General features: G+C 51.0%; 18 protein-coding genes. 3 read left to right on the top strand and 15 right to left on the bottom strand.

What is annotated here, in order from left to right; translation table 11 throughout:
• Positions 1-73 precede the first annotated feature (73 nt).
• Both mutY and acpS read right to left on the bottom strand, forming a co-directional pair.
• Positions 74-1,222, bottom strand: a complete 1,149-nt coding sequence (gene mutY / locus MKX98_RS04405; RefSeq protein WP_339221616.1) for an A/G-specific adenine glycosylase — start codon at positions 1,220-1,222, stop codon at positions 74-76.
• A gap of 29 nt (positions 1,223-1,251) precedes the next feature.
• A complete protein-coding gene (gene acpS / locus MKX98_RS04400) occupies positions 1,252-1,644 on the bottom strand; it encodes a holo-ACP synthase (protein ID WP_220686571.1) in 393 nt (130 codons plus the stop codon).
• 190 nt (positions 1,645-1,834) lie between these two features.
• On the opposite strand from acpS, the gene MKX98_RS04395 reads away from it, so the two are divergent.
• Complete coding sequence (locus MKX98_RS04395; protein ID WP_339221613.1) at positions 1,835-2,386, top strand: dihydrofolate reductase family protein; 552 nt, start codon at positions 1,835-1,837, stop codon at positions 2,384-2,386.
• Positions 2,387-2,459: 73 nt separating this feature from the next.
• Here MKX98_RS04395 and nadE read toward each other — a convergent pair whose 3' ends face one another.
• The 3 genes from nadE to MKX98_RS04380 all read right to left on the bottom strand — a co-directional run bounded on the left by nadE (position 2,460) and on the right by MKX98_RS04380 (position 5,868).
• Entirely contained in the window at positions 2,460-3,269 is an 810-nt protein-coding gene (gene nadE, locus MKX98_RS04390; protein ID WP_339221611.1) for an ammonia-dependent NAD(+) synthetase, read from the bottom strand.
• A gap of 114 nt (positions 3,270-3,383) precedes the next feature.
• Entirely contained in the window at positions 3,384-3,818 is a 435-nt protein-coding gene (locus tag MKX98_RS04385; protein WP_071220893.1) for a BrxA/BrxB family bacilliredoxin, read from the bottom strand.
• 325 nt (positions 3,819-4,143) lie between these two features.
• The gene (locus tag MKX98_RS04380; protein WP_194540894.1) at positions 4,144-5,868 is read right to left on the bottom strand and encodes an ATP-binding protein; all 1,725 of its coding nucleotides are present in this window, start codon (positions 5,866-5,868) and stop codon (positions 4,144-4,146) included.
• A gap of 211 nt (positions 5,869-6,079) precedes the next feature.
• Between MKX98_RS04380 and MKX98_RS04375 the strand changes: the two genes are divergently transcribed.
• Positions 6,080-7,357 (top strand): NAD(P)/FAD-dependent oxidoreductase, encoded by a 1,278-nt coding sequence (locus MKX98_RS04375; protein WP_339221608.1) that lies wholly within the window; start codon positions 6,080-6,082, stop codon positions 7,355-7,357.
• A 503-nt stretch (positions 7,358-7,860) separates the two neighbouring features.
• Here the strand turns inward: MKX98_RS04375 and MKX98_RS04370 are convergent.
• Together MKX98_RS04370 and MKX98_RS04365 are read right to left on the bottom strand one after the other, a co-directional pair.
• Positions 7,861-9,123 carry an ABC transporter permease gene (locus MKX98_RS04370; RefSeq protein ID WP_339221607.1) on the bottom strand — a complete coding sequence of 421 codons (1,263 nt, stop codon included), beginning with the start codon at positions 9,121-9,123 and terminating at the stop codon, positions 7,861-7,863.
• A gap of 14 nt (positions 9,124-9,137) precedes the next feature.
• The gene (locus tag MKX98_RS04365) at positions 9,138-9,869 is read right to left on the bottom strand and encodes an ABC transporter ATP-binding protein (RefSeq protein ID WP_194540891.1); all 732 of its coding nucleotides are present in this window, start codon (positions 9,867-9,869) and stop codon (positions 9,138-9,140) included.
• Between the two features lie 251 nt (positions 9,870-10,120).
• On the opposite strand from MKX98_RS04365, the gene MKX98_RS04360 reads away from it, so the two are divergent.
• Positions 10,121-10,585, top strand: coding sequence for a MarR family transcriptional regulator (locus MKX98_RS04360; protein ID WP_194540890.1), 465 nt, complete (start codon positions 10,121-10,123; stop codon positions 10,583-10,585).
• Positions 10,586-10,651: 66 nt separating this feature from the next.
• Here the strand turns inward: MKX98_RS04360 and MKX98_RS04355 are convergent, their stop codons facing one another.
• From MKX98_RS04355 to MKX98_RS04320, 8 genes are all read right to left on the bottom strand, one after another.
• The gene (locus tag MKX98_RS04355; RefSeq protein ID WP_339224311.1) at positions 10,652-11,671 is read right to left on the bottom strand and encodes a glycosyl hydrolase 53 family protein; all 1,020 of its coding nucleotides are present in this window, start codon (positions 11,669-11,671) and stop codon (positions 10,652-10,654) included.
• A gap of 322 nt (positions 11,672-11,993) precedes the next feature.
• The gene (locus MKX98_RS04350) at positions 11,994-14,066 is read right to left on the bottom strand and encodes a beta-galactosidase (protein ID WP_339221606.1); all 2,073 of its coding nucleotides are present in this window, start codon (positions 14,064-14,066) and stop codon (positions 11,994-11,996) included.
• A 40-nt stretch (positions 14,067-14,106) separates the two neighbouring features.
• Entirely contained in the window at positions 14,107-14,985 is an 879-nt protein-coding gene (locus MKX98_RS04345; RefSeq protein ID WP_113058259.1) for a carbohydrate ABC transporter permease, read from the bottom strand.
• A gap of 21 nt (positions 14,986-15,006) precedes the next feature.
• Positions 15,007-15,897 carry an ABC transporter permease subunit gene (locus tag MKX98_RS04340; protein ID WP_113058258.1) on the bottom strand — a complete coding sequence of 297 codons (891 nt, stop codon included), beginning with the start codon at positions 15,895-15,897 and terminating at the stop codon, positions 15,007-15,009.
• A gap of 173 nt (positions 15,898-16,070) precedes the next feature.
• A complete protein-coding gene (locus tag MKX98_RS04335; protein ID WP_339221605.1) occupies positions 16,071-17,756 on the bottom strand; it encodes a sugar ABC transporter in 1,686 nt (561 codons plus the stop codon).
• Positions 17,757-17,853: 97 nt separating this feature from the next.
• Entirely contained in the window at positions 17,854-19,479 is a 1,626-nt protein-coding gene (locus tag MKX98_RS04330) for a response regulator (protein WP_339221603.1), read from the bottom strand.
• Positions 19,460-21,250, bottom strand: a complete 1,791-nt coding sequence (locus MKX98_RS04325) for a sensor histidine kinase (RefSeq protein ID WP_194540887.1) — start codon at positions 21,248-21,250, stop codon at positions 19,460-19,462. Before MKX98_RS04325 ends, MKX98_RS04330 begins: the two co-directional genes overlap by 20 nt.
• A gap of 255 nt (positions 21,251-21,505) precedes the next feature.
• Complete coding sequence (locus MKX98_RS04320; RefSeq protein WP_194540886.1) at positions 21,506-23,026, bottom strand: MDR family MFS transporter; 1,521 nt, start codon at positions 23,024-23,026, stop codon at positions 21,506-21,508.
• Positions 23,027-23,156 lie beyond the last annotated feature (130 nt).

The following is a 23,156-nucleotide window of genomic DNA, read 5'->3' as shown; positions in this document are numbered from 1 at the left end:
AGACCCTGTCTACCGCGAAAGCAGCCTTTTTATTTCAATATCATGCTGTTACATTCCAAAGGGATTTTCGGCTTCAAGATGAGAAATACGAGTTCAGAATCCGAATGAACACATTCGGAAATGCGTAACGTTCCATGTCATGAACGTGAATCCAGCGAAAGTTCTCCTCCCCTGTCTCATAAGCCGCTGCACTCTCTGCTGCTTGCAGGGCTGCCGGCGGAACCTCGTGCCACTTACAGCGGTACACGCCCATATTCCATTGAATATGGCTAAAGGTATGCTCAGCGTCCATCACATGGCCGATCGGCAGAACCGGAACCCCTTCTTCCAGTAGGGCATCCCTCAATCGGTTCATCGTTGTCTCCTCCGACATCGCGGCCGGTACGCCGCTCCCTTCGGTCGATACAATTACATGCGGCAGCTCCCACATCCCTGCCAATAAACCGGTGGATGGACGCTTACGGATCAGAATCTTCCCTTCGTGCACGCCGGTGCCCTCTACAATCGCCGTAAGGCGGTATTCAGGACGCGGCGGCTTGGCCTTCGTCTTAATAGGAAGGGACTCCTCTTTGCCCTCAAACCGCGCTGTACAATGCTCCATCACCGGACATACCAGACATTTAGGAGACTTCGGCGTACAGATCAACGCCCCCAGTTCCATCAGCGCCTGAGTGAAATCCGATGCTCGCCCGTTCGGAACCAGCGTCAGCACCAGATCCTCCATCTTGGTCCGGGTTTTCACCTTCATAATATCTTCTTCAATCAAAAAATAGCGGGACAGCACACGCATGACGTTACCGTCCACTGCTGCGGCAGGAATGTTAAATGCGATGCTGCGAATGGCACCCGAGGTATATGGACCAATGCCTTTAAGTCCCGACACTTCTTCTTTGCCGCTCGGCATAACGCCACCATACTGCTCTGTCACCTGCCTGGCGGCAGCCTGAAGGTTGCGTGCCCGGGAATAATAGCCGAGGCCCTCCCAGCATTTCAATACATCGTCCTCCGGCGCATCCGCAAGCGACTGAATCGTTGGAAACCGTTCGATAAACCGGTGGAAGTAAGGAATTACCGTGTCCACCCGGGTCTGCTGCAGCATAATTTCAGATACCCATATATAGTAGGGATCGCGGTGCCTGCGCCATGGCAAATCCCTTTTGTTGATCTCATACCAATCCAGCAGCTCGTGGCTGAAGTATTGTTTGTGTTCCTTGTTATACATCTATAAGTAATCTCCTTCGTTATCCTTACTTAAATCTTCTCAACCACGGCAAAAGCGGAAGCCAGCGTGGCCTGATGCGAAATCGTCAAATGAATCGCATAATGGGCGGACTCCTCCATTCCAAGGCGGTCCCAGGCTTCCTGGGATAAACGTGCCTCAGGCCTGCCAAGAGCACCCGGCAGCACTTCGATGTCACGAAACCCGATTACACCCCCGATTCCGGAGCCAAAGGCTTTGGATATCGCCTCTTTGGCAGCAAAGCGCCCGGCAACAAACTCCGTGCGTTTCGCCCCCTTGCCGGCGGCAATGACCTGCTCGCCCTGCGTAAGCACGCGCTGCATGAACCTCTCTCCATGCGGGCCTGTCATTAACATCTCCATTCGCTTCATGTCCAGCACGTCATGTCCGATTCCGTAGATCACAATCGTCCGCTCTCCTTCATGGATCCAGTCTTCCTGTCCAAAAAAATATACTCCTACTTATTGTATCAGTCGATGTACCTCAACGCGAGACCAACAGTGTTACAACAACATGAATTAAATAAAATTGTTGTGTTTCAAATTTTATCCATATAGACTGTACAAAATAGCATGATTGAGGGGGAAGCATATTATGGGCTCATTGATTTATCACGTTGCCGTTTCGCTTGACTATTTTATCGCAGATCAAGCCATGATGGATGGGAGGATCGACCGCACTCTCTTTTTATTCGATGGGGAGCATGTTCCGGACTTCTTGGCAGAGATTCAGGAGTTTGAGGCTGTGCTGATGGGCGGTAAAACCTATGAGTTTGGATTTAAGATGGGGGCTAAGCCGGGTGAACCTGGTTACAAAGGACTCAAACATTATATATTCTCACGGTCATTAGAATTCGTATCCAATGATGAAGTTGAGTTAGTCAAGGAGGACGCCATCCCGTACATCCATAATCTCAAACAACGGACAGACGGTAAGCTCTGGCTGTGCGGCGGCGGGGAATTGGCAGGAAGCCTGCTTCAGCATCAACTGATCGATCAGCTTGTCTTAAAGGTCAACCCGGTAATAGTTGGTGACGGCGTTCCGTTGTTCGGCAGTGTCAAACCCCGGCTAAGACTCGAACTGGTCGATATGAAGCAATATGCCAACGGCGTTCTCAAACCGACCTACAACATCATGTATACCTAACCTGGTGCCTCGCTAAATAAATAGCCTTCCGGAGGGTATTTCTCCGGAAGGCTATTTGCTGGGTATTCGTATGTTAGATGCCTGGAATCGTATTGCGCTTGTGCGCGGTTTTATTGTAATAGCTCTCGAGCTTCTGCTGAACATCAGGATTGATCGTCTTGCCTTCCAGATAATCGCTGTTATCCTCGTAGCTGATTCCGAGCTCTTTCTCGTCTGTCTGACCTTCCCAAAGGCCGGCAGAAGGCGCTTTGTCCAGAATCGATTGCGGAACCCCCAAATAGGATGCGAGCATCCGAACCTGACGCTTGTTCAGGGAACTCAGCGGCGTAATGTCCACTGCTCCATCGCCCCACTTGGTATAGAAGCCGGTAATCGCCTCGGAAGCATGATCCGTGCCGACCACGATCAAATTCTGTTCGAATGCCAGCGCATATTGTACCACCATACGCACCCTTGCTTTCACATTGCCTTTGCCGGGAATGCTCATATGCTTATGGACGCCGATATTCTTCAGGCCATGCTCTACCTCCAGTGCAACCTCGTTCACGGCTTCCTCGATATTGGTCTCGACGGTATATTTCAAATCGAAGGCCTTCGCCGTGGCGTAGCTGTCGGAAATATCAGCCTGCTCGCCGTATGGCTGGAACACCCCTAGTGTCTTGTATTCCTTACCGGTCTCCTCCGTAAGCTCGTCAGTAGCCCGTTTGCACAGACCGGCAGCCACCGCCGAATCAATCCCGCCGCTAATGGCGATCAGCAATCCGGAAGTACCCGAGTTCTTCACATAGGTTTTCAGAAAATTAACGCGCTTGCGTACCTCTTCCTCCACATTAATGGTAGGTTTGACACCCAGTTCGGCGATAATTTGTTCTTGTAGGCTCATGATAGATGACTCCTTTCAGTATGTTCTCTCTTTTATGAAGTGCTGTGCTCCTATAACAAAAGCCCCGCGGCTTCGGAATATGCCGAATGCTTCGGGGCCTATGTAACTGCCGGATTATTGGCAGTAGCGATTGAATGCGTCGGTCAAATCCGCCGCGATTTCTTCTGCAGAACGATTCTCCACTTGATGACGCTCAATAAAATGCACCAATTCTCCGTCCTTCAACAGCGCAATCGATGGGGAGGATGGAGGATACGGAGCAAAATACTCGCGGGCTTTCGCCGTTGCTTCCTTATCCTGTCCGGCGAACACGGTATACAAATGATCCGGCTTCACCTGATTCTCAAGCGCTATAGCTACACCAGGACGTGCTTGCCCAGCTGCGCATCCGCATACGGAGTTTACAACGACCAGCGTTGTACCTTTCGCTGCCGGAAGCACTTCCTCCACCTCTTCAGGCGTTGTCAGCTCCTTGATTCCCAAGCTAGTCAGCTCATCCCGCATCGGTTGAACCATATCGCGCATATATCGGTCAAAAGACATACCCATAACTGCTTCACTCCTTATATAAACAAGATTGTTCGAATTATAACAGCTCATCGATATCTATATTATACAATCCTAAAGAGTGAAAGCAAGAAAATACAAAACGAGCAGCATCACAAAATAGGATACCGCCCGTCTTTCATTGTTTCATTCTTTGAACTAGGTAGCAGGATAGTTTACCCCATCTTTTTTCTTGTCAACGATGGGCTCGCCACGGCGCTCTTTGTTTTCACGCTCCTGCTGCTCCTGTTGTTTGGAATCATTTTTACTCATCCGAATCCCTCCTTTACCCTAAGCTCTACCTTAGAATGCCTAATTACCAATCCGTTTATTCGGAAGCGGCAGCGCTCTCGGTTTCCGGTAAGCTTTGCAGGTAAGAGTGGACGGGAAAGGAAATAATGAAAACCGTTCCTTCCCCTAGCCTCGACTTCACATCAATGGTCCCGTGATGACGCTGTACAATGCTCATGCACAGGGCAAGTCCCAGCCCCGTTCCCTTGCTCTTCGTCGTAAAGAAAGGCTCAAACAAACGCTCCAGCTCATTCTCGGAGATGCCGATTCCTGTATCCGCAACATAAAGCAGGACCTGATCCCCATCGACCCGGGTTTCGATCGTCAACGTCCCCTTGTCGTCCATAGCCTCCATCCCGTTTCGGCACAGGTTCAGAATCAGCTGTTTCATCTCCTTGGCATTCAGATGCAGATGGGGAATTTCGGTTCCGAGTTTCAGCTCAATGCTCTGGCCGCGCAAATTCGCGTCAGCCCACAAGAGGGGACTGAGCTCATGTATAATGTCATGCAGGTGACACTCTTCTTTTTCTGCAACCCGGTTTTGGGCGAGGGATAAAAAATCGCTGATGATACCGTTAGCCCGATCGAGCTCCTCCATGACAATCCGGTAATAATGGTCCAGCGTATCCGGACTCTTCTCCTGCATCAGCTGCAAGAATCCACGCACGACAGCCATCGGATTGCGAATTTCATGGGTAATGCTTGCCGCCATTTGGCCAACCAAACTTAAACGCTCTACATTAATAAATTCCGTCCGAAGCCGCTCCAGCTCCGTAATATCTTCCATAATACCTACCGCACCCAAGATGTCGCCGTTCTCGTTATGTATAAGCGGATAAATGCCCGTGGAATACACCCTGGTAGCGCTTCGCATAATCTCACCGGTGCTTTCGATTCCATCTATCGCTCTATGAAACCGACTGCGCAGATGTTCTTTTTGAATCATGCCATCTAATAAGTCAAACAACGGTCTGCCGATCACATCCTTGGTCGACAGATTAGGAAACACGTTTCGAAAGCTGCGGATAAGCGGTTGATTAAAGGCGATGATATTGCCGCTTCGATCTACCGCGACCATCCCTAAAGGAATCATCTCCATCATTTTGGTTAACGATGACCACTCTCTGTTCTTCACATCATATTGGCCCGCGCCCAGACGCTCATTGGTTAATTCGATCCAATACACAATCATTCCAGAATAAAAAATGCCGATCAGCATATACAAAATGGTCACCAATATCGTATCCGGATTCAGAGCATCATTCTTAACCTTTCCTTCAATCGCGTGGGAGGCTACAATAATCAGCATGGCCGGAATAAGCGCGCTCCACAGCCAACAAATCTTCTCGGTCATGGAGCCTTTCCTGAAATTAGAGGTGATCCAAGGTAATAGCGAATATCCCAGAACCAGCATATTCAGGATGAGGCCGATCGTGGACCAACCATTAATCAGCCCTTGGCTTGTGATATACACAGCTGCAAGAAATAGCCCTGAACGACGACCTCCATATAATATGCCTAAAAATAACGGAATTACCCCAAGGTTGATCGGTACGTAATAATCGTTCATGGCCGAGATCAAGACACATAATACAGTGCTGATTCCGCATGCAATGACAATATGTTTGCGAAATCGAAGCAGATCATCCGGATTCTTCTTGTTCAGGCACTTTAGATGTCTGTCGAGGAGAAGCGGCAGATGAAAGATGAGTGTACCAGACAGCAAAACTTGCAGCAAAATATCTTTCCATAGGCTCAGCACAGTGATCGATCACCTCAATTGGACGACGCATCTAATATTTCTGATTAAAGCATAGGCGACATCATATTACAATATCTTGTAATTTCTCTTTCGAAGCCCGGGTAAACTACATCCTATGTCCTATTCATGAGGTTTGGGATAATTCGCAAAAATCCTATATAATAAGATTCATCTATTAATTGATATACCCCCAAAGGAGCTATGAGCAAACATGCTTGAATATGATATTATTGTCGTCGGCGGCGGACCTTCCGGATTGATGTCCTGTGTTGCGGCAGGGGAAAGAGGAGCTTCCGTTCTGCTGATTGACAAAGGAGATAAACTAGGCCGTAAACTTGGCATATCGGGCGGCGGAAGATGCAATGTGACGAATGCCAAAGAACAGGATGAATTGATTGCCAACATCCCGGGAAACGGCCGTTTTCTATATAGTGCTTTTCAGCATTGGAACAATAAGGATATCATGTCTTTTTTCGAGGGCCTTGGCATTCGCCTCAAAGAAGAAGACAATGGGCGCATGTTTCCTGTGACGGATAAAGCCTCCAGTGTCGTGAATGCCTTGATTGGCAAAGTGAAGGAGCTCGGTACCGACATCCGGACAAACAGTCCGGTGAAAAAAGTTCTCTATGAGAACGGCCGAACGGCCGGGATCGAACTGAAATCCGGGGAAGTGATCAAGTCTTCCTGCGTGATCATTGCAACCGGCGGACAGTCTGTACCGCAAACCGGTTCGACGGGGGACGGGTATCCTTGGGCTGAGGCGGCAGGACATACGATCACGGAGCTGTATCCAACCGAAGTGCCTATCGTCTCCACCGAGCCTTTTATTGCCTCTAAAGAGCTGCAAGGTTTGTCACTGCGGGATGTGGAGCTCTCCGTCTGGAATCCGAAAGGAAAAAAAGTGATTGCCCACCGGGGAGATATGCTGTTCACCCATTTCGGGGTGTCCGGTCCGATCGCGCTGCGCTGCAGTCAGTTCATCCGCCAGGTGCAGCGGAAGTTTGATATCGTAAATGTGGACATGGCCATCGATATGTTCCCCGATCGCTCTCAAGCTGAGCTTGAGGCCGATCTCAAAGGACGGCTGGAGGATGAGCCGAGAAAAAGCATCAAAAACGTGCTCAAGGGCATGCTGCCGGAACGAATGATCCCCCTGCTGCTATCCAAGTCCTCCATCGACAGCGACATGATCTGCAGCGGTATCTCCAAAACGGCGCTGACAACCTTTATCTCGATTCTAAAAAAGTTCACGTTCCGCGCGTCGGGCACCCGTTCGCTGAAGGAAGCCTTCGTGACAGGCGGCGGCGTCAGCCTCAAGGAAATCCAGCCCAAAAGCATGGAATCCAAGCTGATGCCCGGCCTCTTCTTCTGCGGTGAAATTCTGGATATTCACGGATACACCGGCGGTTACAATATTACGGCCGCCTTTGCAACCGGTTATACGGCAGGCAAGCATGCTGCCGAAGCAGCAGCGGTAAGTAAATCATAAGAAAAACGTCGATCGACGTACTTTCACAGATGACAGACCGCAGTTAGATGAAGTTTTTCTTGCGATATCAGGAAGTCACTAGCTTCGAAGTTTATACTTTCTGATATCTATAAGAAAAACGTCGATCGACGTACTTTCACAGATGACAGACCGCAGTTAGATGAAGTTTTTCTTGCGATATCAGGAAGTCACTAGCTTCGAAGTTTATACTTTCTGATATCTATAAGAAAAACGTATATCGACGTACTTTCACAGATGACAGACCGCAGTTAGATGAAGTTTTTCTTGCGATATCAGGAAGTCACTAGCTTCGAAGTTTATACTTTCTGATATCTATAAGAAAAACGTATATCGACGTACTTTCACAGATGACAGACCGCGGTTAGATGAGGTTTTTCTTGCGATATCAGGAAGTCACTAGCTTCGAAGTTTATACTTTCTGATATCTTGAATAAAAGCGCGCTGTATGCCCCATCCCTTGGAGCATTCCAGCGCGCTTTTTATTATTCTTGCGGGTGTCTCTCCTCTTTGTAGACCGGCCAAGACATAAGCGATGGCGCAACCATGACTGCCAGCACAGTCAGTGCAAGCACGGCGAGCCATCCCATTCCCCCTTGCAAAAGCGTTAGCCCAGCCACGAGCGAATAAAGAAATGCGGGAAGAGCGAGCAAGGTTCGGACCGCGAGGACGCCAGCCGTACGATGCTGCTGATTCGTAAACGGGAGCACCTGCATAAACTCGGCTTTGGCGAACACCGCCCATCTTGTATTCAGCCAATACGACATCATCAATACCAGAGCAAGGTATACGATGATTTTGATGATCGGCGGTGGCAGCCAGACAGCCGGAATGCCGACCAGCGTAATCTGAATGTACAATAACAAGCTCTCAGGGTGGCGCAAAATCGCCTTTAACCCCGCATCGGCCAACCTCTTCTCCACTGTACCTTTGAACAATCGGCCGGACTTGCGCATAAACCAGGTCTTGCTTCGTACACTTGGTGGTTTGCCGACGGCTTGAACGAGCAGCTTCTCCGTCAACTGGACCCTTGTCTTCGCATCCTCACGCGCATCTGCGATGAAGGTTCCTTGCATGGCAAGCCGCTTGCGGCTAAGAAGAAACAGCACCATAAGCAGAATCAAGGCAGCTGCCCACAATACAGCATAGGACTCAAGCCAAAATGTAACAAGCAGCGCTAACAGTCCGAATGAGAGCCAGCGTACGAGATAAGTCATTCCATGTTTCCGCCAGCCTTTATAGCTAGAGCGAATCATAGCGGTTAATAAATTCGCGCACCAGGCGCATAGAGCCGTCATCATCAGCAAGGTCACCAGGGCAATGCCGGTTATCTCATGTTCCCTGACCAGAATTGGCAGCGCAAGCACTGTAACGACCAATCCCTTGATCGCTGAGACCGTATGACTGTATGCCATGCCCCTGATCATTAACCCCTTCATCCAGCCTCGCTGCTGGCGAAGAAACAATACGTCAGCCTCTTCCAGGAACAGCAGCACTCTGCCTGAGAACATAAAGAGCAGAAGACCTACCACCGCCTGCAGCGGAAAGAACTGGGCCCATCCGGGAAGCGGGCTCGTCCATAACTCGCGGTAGAGCCCACCTCCCAGCAGCAGACCCGGAACAATGATATACAGCATTACGATCCAGTCGACCACGGTTGCCAGATTGTCGCGTTGATTCTTCCAATGAGCGGTCACCCTTCGCCAAAAGAGGGAGCCCGGATGGCTAAAATGATAGGATCGATCCATGTCCATTCCCTCCCTCATGTCAGCGCATCGAAACAATCAAACAACGATGCGCCGGGAAGATCAGCGGCCTGGCGGATTTGATCCAACGTGCCCTCCGAGGCAATCCGGCCTGCGGATATGAGCACAAAGCGATCGCAAATTTTCTCTGCAGTATCCAGCACATGGGTGGACATCAATACGCCGGCTCCACGACTTCTCTCCTCAAGCAGCAGATTCAAGAAATCTCGGGTGGCTCGGGGATCCAATCCAATAAACGGTTCATCTACAATATAGACGTCCGGCTTGGAGAGAAATCCGATCATCAGCATCATCTTCTGCTTCATTCCTTTGGAGAAGCCTCCCGGCAGTTCATTGCGCACCGGCTCCATTCCAAACTGACGGAGAAGCTGATCGGCCTGTCTCTCGAAATGTTCATCATCCATTCCAAATGCAGCCGCCGCCAAATCCAAATGCTCCCACAGCGTCAAATCCTCATAAAACACCGGCTGCTCGGGAACGTAAGCATATCGGGGAGGCTGACCTGCAATAAAGACGTCGGCTTTACTATCTTTAAGCAGCCCCAGCACCGTCTTAATGGTTGTGCTCTTTCCGGCTCCATTCGGACCGATCAACCCCAGCAGTTCGCCGGGTGCCACTTGAAACGATATATCCCGTATGCGCGGGCGGCCTGGTTCGTAACCCGCCTGCTGAATATCCACCTTCAGTACCGGTTCGGTACCCCATTCATTCTCTTGAATCTTATGCATCCTAACACCCCATCCGTTAATCCTTATCTCAGTATTACGCAGATGGACAAAGATTCGTTGCATTTAGCAAAACATTCATTTAAATCCCTCTGATTCCGGCTTATCGAGCTGGAGGTGTAGTTGATACGAGCGGAGAATGAAAATGTTTCGGCCGGATTGTGACAAATCACATGTTGAATTTACTCATTTCAGCGTAATCTTAGATTTGAAGTAATTCAGGACATGAGTCCATATCAAAGGCGGGAGAATGTATGAAGGTGTCACATGAACGCGATACACAGCTTGCTATGCACCTGTATCGGGTGTTTGCCAAGTCATTCAAGAGCGTCAACGAACATGTCGTGAATAACAGTAAAATCGAAGGCTTTAATCCAACTTCATTTGCCGTAATGGAAGTACTGTTCTATAAAGGCCGCCAGCCCATCCAGCAGATCGGGGCACAGCTGCTCCTGCAGAGCGGAAACGTAACCTATGTAGTTGATAAGCTCGTTGAAAAAGGTTATGTGCGCCGCAAACCCTGTCCCGAGGACAGAAGAGTCATTTACGCCGAGCTGACTCCGCCCGGAGAGCAATTAATGCAGAAGCTATACCCCCTGCATGAACGACACATCGAGCATGCCCTGGGTGGATTGGATGAGGAAGAGAAACATCAACTCATTGGGCTTCTGAGTAAAATGGGGAAACATGCGGAACAGGTACAAATCGTGCGCCAGTAGAGCTGACAAACAAAGAGAAGAACCCTTTCTCCTTCTTGGAATCAGGGTTCTTCTTGTTAAATACACTCAGTCTTTAAAGCCTTCCAAGGCAATAGTCGGCTTCCCGTCCGCCTGCCAGGCTCCCTTGTTGTATCCCGCATTGTATCCCGGCGCTGCTTCAGGCTCCCAGTAGAACACGCCCAGCCCCGTACCTCCCGCTAAGCCTCTTACCTTGGTCTTAATGCTCTGGATAAAGCTCTTGGCTGCCGCGGGCTGATTGTAATCCATGCCGATTTCGCTGATCATGATGCTTTTCCCATATCTGGCGGTCATGTCTTTGGCATTGGCAATCGTTTGATCGACCTTCGATGACCAATCGCCTGCTTCCGGGTACAGCGACATGCCGATAATATCAAAGTTCGCGCCGTTGCTGATCAAGCCGCCAATGTTCCACTTGAACAATTCATTGTCGTAGCCATTCGATAAATGAACGATCGTCTTGGTCTGGCTGCTGACGGACTTCACTGCATTATGCCCCGTATTGACGAGCCAGGCGTAATTCTTCATGTTCGCCGAAGCTTTGCCATCCTCCCACAGCATCCCGTTGTTGGTTTCGTTGCCGACCTGTACCCAATCCGGCGTCACGCCCTTATTCTTCATGGTGTTCATCACATAGACGGTATGGGAATAGACCGCATCCATCAGCTGCTGAAAGGTAAAATTACGCCAGGCATACGGCTTGTTCTGCTGTCCCGGGTCCGCCCAGGAATCGCTGTAATGCAGCGTAAGCATAATGCTCATGCCTTTATTCTTGGCACGCTGGGCCAGCTCGGCGGCTTTTTCCGCATTCAGATAGCCGTTCATGTTATCATTCATATTGGGATTGACCCAGACTCGAATCCGGGCGGAATTGATCTGGTAATCGTTCTTCAGAATGTCCAGAATATCGCGCTGAACCCCTGCCTTGTCCTTCCACTTATATCCTTGAGCTTCCATACCGGAAACCCAGCTGATGTCCGCTCCTTTTGCAAAAGCAGGCGCCGCCTCGGCGGAGCCGTTACCCGAAAAGTCAAACGATAACGCAAGCATCGATACGCATAGAAACATCCTGAACCAAACTCCTTTCGCAACTTCAGTCATCATGATACCTCCTTGGTTTTCGTTCACTGCGCAAGTGACTCCCCTATTGTAAGCGCTCTCCAAATGAAGCCACAGGGCATAATGCCAACATTTCCGGTCCTTTTCCAAGCAAAATGAACCCCGTGCGCAAGAGGGCGATATGTCAGATCCGGTGCGGATAAGACGATCCTATGGTATAGACAAAAGAGCTACGCTGTATATGAAGCAAGGACAGGCACCTTACGAAGGCACCTGTCCCTGGAAGAGGCATGTTTTGTAAACGAATCGGAGCATCGAATGCTAAGACGGCTTACGAAATCCCGCCTTTTATGATCACCTTCACTCCATAAGGAGCCAACACAAGTTCAGCCCCTATGGCTTCGCCTGAAATAAAATCGCTGTACCGGGTTCCGTCCAGCGTGACCCGCTTCGCTTCGCCAGAGAAGTTCATCACGAAAATGTAGTCCGACTCTCCATCCGTACGAATGGAGGAGCTTACGCCCGAAGGCAGCTCCACTGGAAGCGCCCGAAGGACGCCAGTCTGTTCAACGAGTTTCCTGTAAAAATCGGAATGAAACGGCTCCTTGTTCCGGGAGGCAATATAATAGGCCCGGCCCTTCCCCAGCTGATTGACCGTCAAGGCAGGCCGTCCCGCATAGAAATCGGAAGAGTAAACGGCCAGCGCCTCCGCCGTCTCCAGATGAATGAGGTCGCAGAGCTCAATGGCTTCATAAGCTTTGGCCAAGCCAAGCCCCCCTCCGTCATTCGTTACGATCCCATTGACATCGTGATCATGCAGAGCATCGATTTCTTCCGACCATACGCCGAGCGTCTTACGGAGGGGGCCCGGAAATCCGCCAAGGAAGCAAAGGTCAAACTCGTCGACGATTCCCGACCAATACGTTGCAACAAACGTGCCGCCCGCTTCCACAAATTGTTGAATCCGCTCGCCCACGCCTGGGCGCACCATATACAGCATGGGCGCTACCAAAAGTTTATATCCGGAGAAGTCCTGCTCCATATCGATGACGTCGATCGGGACTCCCAACTTCCATAAAGCCCGGTAATGCTCTTGCACGGTCTCTTCATACTTGACTCCCTTGTTCCGCGGACCCTGCGCATCGTTGATGGCCCAGCGGTTCTCCCAGTCAAAAATGACCGCCGCTTCCGCCGGAATGCCCGTTCCTACAACGGCATCCATCTTCTTGAGATAGTCCCCGACCTCGGCCACATCGCTGAACACCCGGGTGTGTTCATGACCGACATGATCGACGACGGCGCCGTGCAGCTTCTCGCTCGATCCCCTGCTCTTGCGCCATTGAAAATATTGCACCGTATCCGAACCATGGGCAACGGCTTGCATGGAAGACAGTAAATGTATACCCGGACGCTTCAGCTTGCTCACCGGCTGCCAGTTGGTCAGACTTGGCGTGCTCTCCATCAGCATCCAAGGCTGTCCGCCTTTGATCGAGCGGATAATATCATGCATCATGGCAACGCGGGCTGCCTGCACGGCCTCATCCCCGCCCTGATCATGCCAGGTCGGATAGCTGTCCCAAGATACAACGTCCAGCAGATCAGCGAACTTCCAGTAATTCAGACCTTCAAAATATTCCATCAGATTGGTCGTAACCGGAAGGGATGGATTGACCCTCCGGAGGGGTTCAATTTCATACCGGATGAAATCCGCCGTCTGATCGGTTACAAACCGTCTCCAATCCAGGTTCATTCCATGGACCTGCGTCTCACCGTGCGGTGCTGGGGATTCGATCTGGCTCCATTTCGTAATCGTGTGACTCCAGAACGCAGTCCACCAGGCATGGTTCAGCTCATCCAGCGTTCTATACTTTGTCTGCAGCCAGGACCGGAATGCGTCCTGACAATAGTCGCAATGGCAATCGCCGCCAAACTCATTCGAGATATGCCAGCCGATTACAGCTGGATGATTGCCGTACCGCTCCGCAAGCTTCCTGTTGATCGTATGGACCTTCTCCCGATAGACCGGCGAAGTATAACAATGATTATGCCGGAAACCGTGCAGGTTACGGACCCGTCTCTCGCTTACGCGCAGCACCTCAGGATACTTCTCCGACATCCAGGCCGGTCTTGCGCCGCTTGGCGTTGCCAGAAAAGCATAAATTCCATTGGCGGCAAAGCGGTCCAATACGGCGTCAAGCCAATCAAACGTGAACACTCCTTCCTCGGGCTCCAAGGAAACCCATGAAAATATGCCAACGGACATCACATTGCAATTCGCCAGCTTCATCAGCCGGATATCCTCTTCGAGGACTTCGGGATAACGAAGCCATTGCTCCGGATTATAATCGGCTCCATGCAGCATGTGCGGAACGCGCGAGCTAATCGGATTAAACGTTCGTTTCATAGTAAGTTAAACCTCCTGTTTCCTGTTATGTTTGCATCTCTTATTCTTTGACAGAGCCCAGCGTCATCCCTTTAACGAAAAAACGCTGCAAAAAAGGATAGACCAGCAGGATGGGCGCCGCGCCGATAAAGATCTGTGCGGCATTCACCGTCGTCTGGGACAACAGCTCCATCTCTTTCGGGCTCATGCTCATCGAGCTCATGTCTCGCTGGATAATAACCGTCTGCAGGAAGGTCGCCAGCGGGAAGTCCTTGGCATTGTTCAGGTATAGCAGCCCGTCAAACCATGAGTTCCAATGGAACACCATGCTGAACAGCGCAATCGTGGCAATCGAGGGCAGCGAGATCGGCAAATAAATTTTAAACAGCGTTTTAAAATGGCCGGCTCCATCAATGAAAGCTGCTTCCTCCAGTTCTTTCGGAATCCCCCTGAAGAAGTTCAGCATCAGGATCACCAGAAAGGTATTCACGGTGCCGGGAATGACCAGTACCCAGAAGGAGTTGATCAAGCCCAGCTTCTGAATCACGATATAGAATGGCACCAGGCCGCCATTAAACACCATGCTGAACACAAACAGCCAGGAATAAATACTGCGGCTGCGGAAGACGCGGTTCTCCTTGGACAGCGGGTATGCGGCCAGGAACGTTACGGCAAGCGTTAGAGCCGTTCCTAATACGGTACGCGCAATGGAGATCCAGATCGAGTGCAAAAACGCCGGATTATTGATCGTTTTCTTGTAAGCCTCCAGCGAAAAATCGACCGGCCATAATCCCACCAGACTGGCGTCGGCAGCGGCTTTGGAGCTGAACGAAATCGCCAGCACATGAAGCAGCGGAATGATGCAGAGAATGGCCAGCGCGACAAGCAAGCAGGTATTAAACACGTTAAATATGCGGTATTCCATCGTTTTATGGTACATGGCTCTCCCTCTTTCGCTCTGCTAGAATATACGGTAGCCCGCCCACTTGTAGGCCAGCCGATAGGATACGAGAATAAGGGCCATGCTGATCACCGATTTAAACAAGCCGATGGCCGTTCCAAACCCCATCTCGCCATTCAGGATTGCTGTACGGTATACAAAGGTATCGATAATATCGCCTTTCTCGTATACCAGCGGATTGTACAGGTTGAAGATTTGGTCAAACCCGGCATTCAGGATGTTGCCCAGCGCCAATGTTCCGACAACGATCGTGATGGGAATCATGGCAGGGATCGTGATATGAAGCGTTTGCTTCAGGCGTCCCGCTCCATCCATCTCCGCAGCTTCGTACAAGGTCGGGCTAACACCGGCCAGCGCAGCCAGGAATACAATCGTATTGTAGCCAAACTCCTTCCATACGTCAGACACGATCACCGTGAACCGGAACCAGTTATTGTCTCCGAGAAAAAAGATCGGATCGATGCCGACGGCCGCCAGAATCCGATTGGCAAAGCCGTCCACGGCGAGCATTTCGATCAAAATTCCGCCCAGGATGACCCAGGACAAAAAGTGGGGCAAATACACCATCGTCTGGATGCTCCGCTGAAGCGCCGTTTTTCGAATTTCATTCAGCAGGATGGCAAACACGAACGGAATCAGCAGATTGAACACGATTTTCATCACCGCGATGACCAAGGTGTTCCATATGACCTGCATGCTGTCCTGCCTTTCAAACAAATAACGGAAATTGTCCAAGCCCACCCATGCGGAGCCGCCAACGCCCTCCCACGGCTTATAGTCCTGAAAAGCCATAATGATGCCGCCCATCGGCAAATAACTGAATAAGAACAGACAGATAAGGGCCGGCAGCAGCATGACGTGGAAAGGCCATGTTTTTTTCATCCTCTTCATCCAAGATCCTCCCGTTAAATCAATCTACCTCTTGATTATAGGACCCGTCCCACGGGACGCAGTAGCCCACAAAACCAATATTCATGGCACGATAGCAATCAATTTGCGGCGGCTCCAATGGCACAAAAAGGACGGCCTTTGGCAGGCCGCCCTTCATAAATCGGTAACTAAAACTACTTCACGCTTTGATACCATTCGTTAACCTCTTTGGTGATCTGTTCACCGCCTCCCGCTTTCCCCGTCTCTACAAATTTATCAAACGATTCAACCGGCTGCTTGCCGTAAATGATCTCGTTCAGGGTTTGATTCTCGATCTTCAGGAGATAATCCCACTTCGATTTCATGGTGGCGGTAACCGGTCCCGTAAACATGTTCTTCTTGGAGATCTCCTCTTGGGAGAGGAGCACCTCGGCAGCGGCCGGCGTATCCTTGCCATAGTTGACCGCGACATCTTTTTCGAGACGGCTCTCCGGCTTCTCCCCTTTTGCCAGCTTCAGCAGCGCCTTCATCTGCTCGTCCGGAATCCGGGCACCGTCGCGGACCAGCAAATAACGGACGACATTGACATAACCGCCTTCGATTTGATCGTTCGGAACCATTTCGCCATTGGCATCGAGCTCGAAGTCATAGCCTTCGAACAGTCCATTGGCAAATTCGCCGCCTTCCTTGGACACGGCAAAGTTATCAAACAGGTAGTTCTGATACGTGAAGAAAGCTTCAGGATGCTCCATGTCTTTATGGATCAGGGTAACGCCATTTGTATACTGCGTTCCATGCCGCATCGCAGTGCCATCAGGACCAGCCGGAATTTGCACAGGCTTCCAGACGGCTTCCGGCGCATTCTTCACGGTATCGATCAGCGGCCAGCCGCTCATCCAATAGGGCCCCGGAATGATCCCGGCCGTTCCGGCTACAGCCGGCTCGGCAGTCTTATTCTCATCCCACAGTGCGGCTTCCTTCGGAGTATACCCTTTATTCATCCACTCGTTCAGCTTCGCCAAGCCTTCCTTCATGCCTGGATGGACCGAGCCATATTCCAGGCTTCCGTCCTCAGCCACGTTCCACTGCTGCGGCAGCGTTCCGTAAGCGCCGAATATCCAGGACGGATCGCCCATCCAGGTGCTCATGGACGTTTTGAAGCCAATGCTGAGCGGGGTGACTTTGTCCGGGGCTAGACCGGAAGGGTTCTGGTTCTTGAAGGCCTCCATCACCTGCTCAAGCTCATCCATCGACTTCGGTGCGCTCATCCCCAGCTTGTCCAGCCAATCCTGCCGGATCCATAATACATAGTCGTGATTATAGGCAAAATCCAGTACCGGAAGCCCCATTCGCTTACCGTCCCGGCTGTACTGATTCCACACATTGGAATCCAGATTCATCGCGTTCTTCCACGTTTCCGATGCATACTGGTCAAACAGCGTGCCTACCTCGGCAAACATGCCGGAATCGATTAAATCCTGGGCCAGCTGCTGATTTTCGGTGCCGAGCGTGACGATATCCGGCATCTCCTGTCCGGAGGACATAGCCAGACGCAGCTTGGTTGCAAAAGCGCCGTTGGTATCCGTAATGGACCACAGCGATTTGATGTTGATGCCGAACTTCTCCTTGGCCCACTTCGTAGCCACGTTGTTCTCGATCGTTTCCCCATTCTTGAATTGCAGCGTTGGATCGACGCCCCACACCGTCGTAATCGTAACTTCCGGATCGTATTTGTCTTTGTAGACGTTTTCAGTTTTGGATTCGGCTGGCTGCTGTGCCGATTCCGGCTTCGGCTCGCTCCCGGAGCATCCGGCCAAGGATCCGGCCAGCAACAAGGACGCGGCCAGGATCGGGAACCATTTCTTTCTTCTAGCGTTCATATCTAAATCCCCCTTCTACCACCTTATGGATTACATGTTTAATTATAGAGGGGCCGGCAGTCGCATCCTATGTCACGAATCGAAGATTTCTGCACCTTTAGCAACATCCTTGGTCTCTGTATTCGTTCGGCGTCATCCCGTAGTGCTTCCGGAACATCTTGCTAAAATACTGCGGGTTCTGGTAGCCAAGCTCAGCGGTAATTTCATAAATCTTTTTGTTTGTATGCTTCAGCAGGTATAACGCCCGCTCCATTCGCTTGCGGATAATATAATCGCCAAGTCCCTCTCCGGTTTCACTCTTATAAATCTTGGATAAATACACCGGATGCAGAAATACCCGGTCCGCAATCGTCTTGACGGACAGGTCATGACCCGAATCGGCAGTCACCATCTCCTGAACCTGTTTGATGATATGGCTTTTGCTCGTTGTCTCCTGCTCGGAGGAGATATCATGAAGTTTGTTCAGCATATCAAGCGACCAGGAACGCAGCTTCGCAGCCGACTGAACCACCTGCTGAATATACAGGGGATCCCAGCCGGCCTGATCGAGCTGATGACCGTAATGGCCCTGCTTATGAGCCAGGTACATAAAGGCATTCGCAACCGATAAAAACATTTCATACAACGCCGTCTGCCCAATGAATGCGGTTTCAAGCTCTGCAAAGACTTGTTCTATTTTGTCCCGGGCGGCATCCCACTGCCTTGTCTCCAGCAGATGCAGCAGACTGGGCGGTTTGGCAAAAGCCTGGGTCACGTCCCATACAGGCTCACGCAGCCGGCCATCATGGTCTTCAGCAAACCGGATGGCTTCATGATCTCCGTTTCGCCAGAGGTAAAGCGAGCTTAATCCCGACCGGTAAACGGATGCCAATTCCTTCGGAAAATCAAAGGAGGCCGACACGAGAACTGAAATGCTTCCCTTCAGATAGCTGTCCACATCCTGTTGAAACTGGATTACATACTGTTTCAATGCGCGGGAATCCGCGAATGGATTCATTTCTTCAACCTTGGACTGAGCTAACAGAATCAAGCCGTTATGCGGCGTTTTGCTGGACCATACATGGAGCAGCTCGGCAAATACCTCCTCCGCAATATTACCGATGGCATATTCCATCAGGCTGACCGAATGTTCGTCCATCCTTGTAAATTTCTGCCCGAGCTGGATCAGCAGCATGACCGTCCGCCGGTCTGTTCGGAGCGGGATCTCGTATTCATGCAGCTTGTGTTCGAGTGAAGGGCGCGGGATCTCGCGTCCAAGCAAGAGATCATGCATGAGGCTGTTTCGCAGAATGCCGAGATCCGATTTGCGGCTGTACATCAACTGATGGTACTGCCCAAGCTCCTTCCGCTCCTCCTTGATTGACGCCAAGGCGGAGCTCACGCTGCGTATGAATTCATCATCGTCCACCGGCTTCAAAATGTAATCGGATGCCTGCAGCCGAATCGCCTGCTTGGCATATTCAAAATCCGAATAACCCGTAAGCAAAATGCAGCGGATATGCGTCCACCGCTCGGTTATGGTCTCCATCAGCTCCAGGCCGGTCATGACCGGCATCCGAACATCCGTGACCACCACATCGATGTCCTCCTCCTCCAGCAGGTCGATCGCCTCCAAGGCGGAAGAAGCCTGATACACTTCTTCAATATCCAGCTCACGCCATGGTATCGTCTGATATAAACTTTCCGTGACATAACTCTCGTCATCAACCAATAAGATATTCATTCATTCCCTGCCCCCTGCCCTGACTTTGATTGATTCCTTCCGAGCGATCCGGCAGCGGCCAATAGAGCACAGCCCGTACGCCGCCCTGCGGAGATTCCGCAAACCGCAGGCCCGCTTCTTCGCCATAACGCAGCCGCATGCGCTGGTGAACATTCCAGACGCCGCATCCCATCTCCTGATCCATCGGCTTGTTCAACCGAGCCTCCAGCTCGGCCAGCTTCTGCCCGTTCATGCCTATTCCGTTATCGTCCACTTGGATGCAGGCCATGCCGTCCAGAATTCGGAAGGTTACCCTGATCTCGCCATCACCCGAATGAGGTTCAATGCCATGCAGTACGGCATTCTCTACCAAAGGCTGAATGACCAGCGGCGGGATCTCCATGCCTTCAGCTTCTTCCGTCAAATCGAGATGATATTTCAGACGCCTCATTCGCATCTGCTGTATTTCCAAATAATGCGTAACGAACTCCATCTCATCGGGCAAGGGAACCAGTTCCCTTTCCTGACGCGTGGTATACCGGAAATACCGGGACAAGTTGTGCGACATCGCCACGACGGCTTCGTATTTCCGAAGCTTCGCCATACTGGTGATAAACGAGAAACAATTATAGAAGAAATGGGGATTGATCTGGGACTGCAGCTGCTTCAGCTTCGCTTCCCTGACGTGGATCTTCTCCATGTATACATGCTCGAACAGCTCCTGGATCTGCTCCACCATTGAGTTGAATCTCGTAGCCAGAAAACTGAACTCGTTTCGGCCCGATACCTTCATCCTCACCGCGTAATCCCCGGCCTGCAGCCTGCGGAACACATAAACCAGCTGCTTGATCGGAACCTGGACCTGGGAGTACAGCAGGTATGCGGCGAGGCAGCTCATCAAGAGCAATGCGGCGATCGATATATAAAAGAGCCTGTTGGACGTATGGATCGGCTTCATAATGTCCGATAGCGGAATATAGTCTATCAAATACCATCCGGTCGTTTCCGATAATACGATGCTGACCGAATAGGTTTTGCCGCCCACTTCCTTCACGCGGTTCTCCACGTCTTGAAGCGGCTCCCGACCCAGCTCCGCAATCATATGGTTAATCAGTTCCTGGTCCGCGGTACGGTTGTAAATAACGCCGGTATCCGGTTTATAGTAGAACGGATCGCTCCTTCCGTCGCTTTTAAAGCGGTCCAGCATATCCTGAATGTTGGTGCTGTCGAATTCAACCTTGATCACGGTATTCGCCTTGCCTGTATGATGCTGGGTGGAATACGGTGCCACCGAATACCAGACAAACAGGAACCGCCGATCGCTCCCCTCATCATAAGAAGTAACCTGCCAGCCCGGCTTCACGTCCTCCGCAAGCTCTTCTGGCGAGTAAAAGCCGGCATCGCTTTCGGTGACCACCCGCCCAAGGGACGGGGAATAAATGGCCAGATGGCTGCGCCAGTTCGAAGAGCTCTCCTGTATGCTCAGCTTCGTCTGGATCTGCTTCACGAGGTTAATCGCGTCCAGGTTCAGATATTTATCCTGCAAATAAATATCCCGAAAGCTTGAAATATCCGGGTCATGCAGCAGCAAATTCGGCCACGATGCCAATATATCGATATTGGTGTTCACCTGATTCTGAAAGAAGACGAGCTGGTTCGTATTCGATTGGCTGAGCTCCTTGCTGAGCACGTTTGTCGTGGTTTGGTTCGAATAGAAATAGAGGCCGACAATCGGAATCAACATCAGGAAAATAAACAGCATGATTTTTCGGAACAGATTAAATTTGGACATACATCGGCAGCCCCTTGGGTTTATGTAGTATGAGAAATTCATTTATAGAGCGAAATATGTTTATTATATCGGAGTTCACCCTGCACCGTGTAGGGCATATTAGCAAGATTTCAGACACTTTCGAAGGGATTGTTGCGAAATGCGTTAGCGTCCGCAAAGAGTTGCACTAAACAAGAAAACAGGATCCCGGCCTGAGAGACCGGGATCCTGTTAAATATGCTATGAAAAAATATATGCCTTACATGAGTCCATCCATCAATGGCCTGACGGCTGTGTCTCTTCCGTTCCCGTCTCGGGTTCAGGAGGCGCATTGCGGAAGGCGGCCACGATCAGCATACAGATCACCGCCATCACCGCCATCACCACAAACAGGGAATTCAGGCTGCCCTCCAGTATTCCGCTCAGCAGGCTGCCTGAACCTTCGGGCAGTTCAGCCATGCCATGCGGAGAGAGCAGCTTATTAATATCGTCGCTGGTAATGCCTGCGGCATCCGGCTCCGCCGCAAGTCTGCCCGCAATTCCCGCATTGACCCATAATCCGAACACCGCTACGCCCACGGTCTGACCGAACGTGCGGATGAAGGAGTTCAGCGCCGTGGAAGCTCCCCGGACCTCATAACCCACCGAAGATTGCGCGATGATCTGAAACAAGGTGGAGATATATCCGAAGCCGACCCCATAAATGAACGTAAAGACCAGCAGCACGCCCAGCGCCGTATCCTTATGCATGAACGCCAATCCCACCGCTCCGATGATTAGAAATACGACGCCGATAATCGCCGTTTTCCGGGAACCGGATTTAATGATCAAGCGCCCGCTGATAATCGAACCGATCAGCCATCCGATCGACATCGGGGCTAATGTCAGGCCCGACAAGGTCGCGTTGCCGCCCCGAACCCCTTGAATCCACAGCGGCAAATACGTGGTCAGCCCGATAATAAGCGCGCTTACCAGAATATTGGCTACCGTCGATACCGTAATATCCCGGATCTTGAACAGATGGAGCGGCAGCATCGGCTCCTTCACCCGGCTCTCCACCACCAGAAACGCAGCGAGCAGCACCACGGAACCGATCATCAAACCGAGCATGAACGGAGAAGTCCAGGAATAGCTCTCTCCGCCGCCTACCGCGAGCGCAAACAACAGCGCCGTCATTCCCACGGTAAACAGGGCCGCTCCCCCGTAATCGATCGATACTTCGCGGGTGGTGCGCTCCTCTTTGAAATAACGGAAAATCAGCCATATCGATAACAGCGCAAACGGTACATTAAAAACAAAGATCCAGTGCCAGGACAGGTAATCCACGAAATACCCGCCAAGCAGCGGTCCGATCAGAGAAGAGATACCCCATACGGAGCTGATCATCCCCTGAATCTTCCCTCGTTCCTCCAGATTGTAAATGTCTCCGACAATCGTAAAGGTCACCGGAATAACCGCACCGGCCCCAATTCCTTGGATTGCCCTGAATATGATCAGCTGCGTCATGTTCTGCGACAGGCCGCACAGCAATGAGCCTACGAGAAAGATCAGCGAGCCGTATAAAAATACGGGCTTGCGTCCATATAAATCGCTTATTTTACCGAAGATCGGCGTTGTTACCGCCATCGTCAGCAGGTAGGCCGTAAAAATCCAGCTCATGAGGCTTACGCTGCCGAAGCTGCTGATAATGGCCGGTCCCGCCGGGCCGACTACCGTTCCTTCGATCGCAGCCATGAAGGTGGATAACAAAATACCGACCAGGACATAACTGCGTTTGTCTTGTTTTAATACACCCACGTTCCTTCGTCCCCTTTACTCTAGACAGCCCCGGCATAATTCCAGTCCCTGCTGTATCAGGTTTCCGATATGTGTCCTTCTGATAAGGATAAAAACCGGGGCCAACAGCATAAAAGCGCCTCCCGATACC

Source organism: Paenibacillus sp. FSL W7-1332, from assembly GCF_037969785.1.
Lineage (GTDB): Bacteria > Bacillota > Bacilli > Paenibacillales > Paenibacillaceae > Paenibacillus_AQ.
Note: the sequence above shows the minus strand (reverse complement) of the source record. Positions and strands in the feature narration are given on the sequence as shown.

What these genes read in the sequence shown, in the direction of transcription:
- MKX98_RS04370 (WP_339221607.1), bottom strand. Translation starts at nt 9,123, where the DNA reads ATGGATCGATCCTATCATTTTAGCCATCCGGGCTCCCTCTTTTGGCGA.
- MKX98_RS04375 (WP_339221608.1), top strand. Translation starts at nt 6,080, where the DNA reads ATGCTTGAATATGATATTATTGTCGTCGGCGGCGGACCTTCCGGATTG.
- MKX98_RS04385 (WP_071220893.1), bottom strand. Translation starts at nt 3,818, where the DNA reads ATGGGTATGTCTTTTGACCGATATATGCGCGATATGGTTCAACCGATG.
- MKX98_RS04350 (WP_339221606.1), bottom strand. Translation starts at nt 14,066, where the DNA reads ATGAAACGAACGTTTAATCCGATTAGCTCGCGCGTTCCGCACATGCTG.
- nadE (WP_339221611.1), bottom strand. Translation starts at nt 3,269, where the DNA reads ATGAGCCTACAAGAACAAATTATCGCCGAACTGGGTGTCAAACCTACC.
- MKX98_RS04335 (WP_339221605.1), bottom strand. Translation starts at nt 17,756, where the DNA reads ATGAACGCTAGAAGAAAGAAATGGTTCCCGATCCTGGCCGCGTCCTTG.
- MKX98_RS04330 (WP_339221603.1), bottom strand. Translation starts at nt 19,479, where the DNA reads ATGAATATCTTATTGGTTGATGACGAGAGTTATGTCACGGAAAGTTTA.
- MKX98_RS04340 (WP_113058258.1), bottom strand. Translation starts at nt 15,897, where the DNA reads ATGAAGAGGATGAAAAAAACATGGCCTTTCCACGTCATGCTGCTGCCG.
- MKX98_RS04365 (WP_194540891.1), bottom strand. Translation starts at nt 9,869, where the DNA reads ATGCATAAGATTCAAGAGAATGAATGGGGTACCGAACCGGTACTGAAG.
- MKX98_RS04355 (WP_339224311.1), bottom strand. Translation starts at nt 11,671, where the DNA reads ATGTTTCTATGCGTATCGATGCTTGCGTTATCGTTTGACTTTTCGGGT.
- MKX98_RS04360 (WP_194540890.1), top strand. Translation starts at nt 10,121, where the DNA reads ATGAAGGTGTCACATGAACGCGATACACAGCTTGCTATGCACCTGTAT.
- MKX98_RS04325 (WP_194540887.1), bottom strand. Translation starts at nt 21,250, where the DNA reads ATGTCCAAATTTAATCTGTTCCGAAAAATCATGCTGTTTATTTTCCTG.
- MKX98_RS04345 (WP_113058259.1), bottom strand. Translation starts at nt 14,985, where the DNA reads ATGTACCATAAAACGATGGAATACCGCATATTTAACGTGTTTAATACC.
- mutY (WP_339221616.1), bottom strand. Translation starts at nt 1,222, where the DNA reads ATGTATAACAAGGAACACAAACAATACTTCAGCCACGAGCTGCTGGAT.
- MKX98_RS04395 (WP_339221613.1), top strand. Translation starts at nt 1,835, where the DNA reads ATGGGCTCATTGATTTATCACGTTGCCGTTTCGCTTGACTATTTTATC.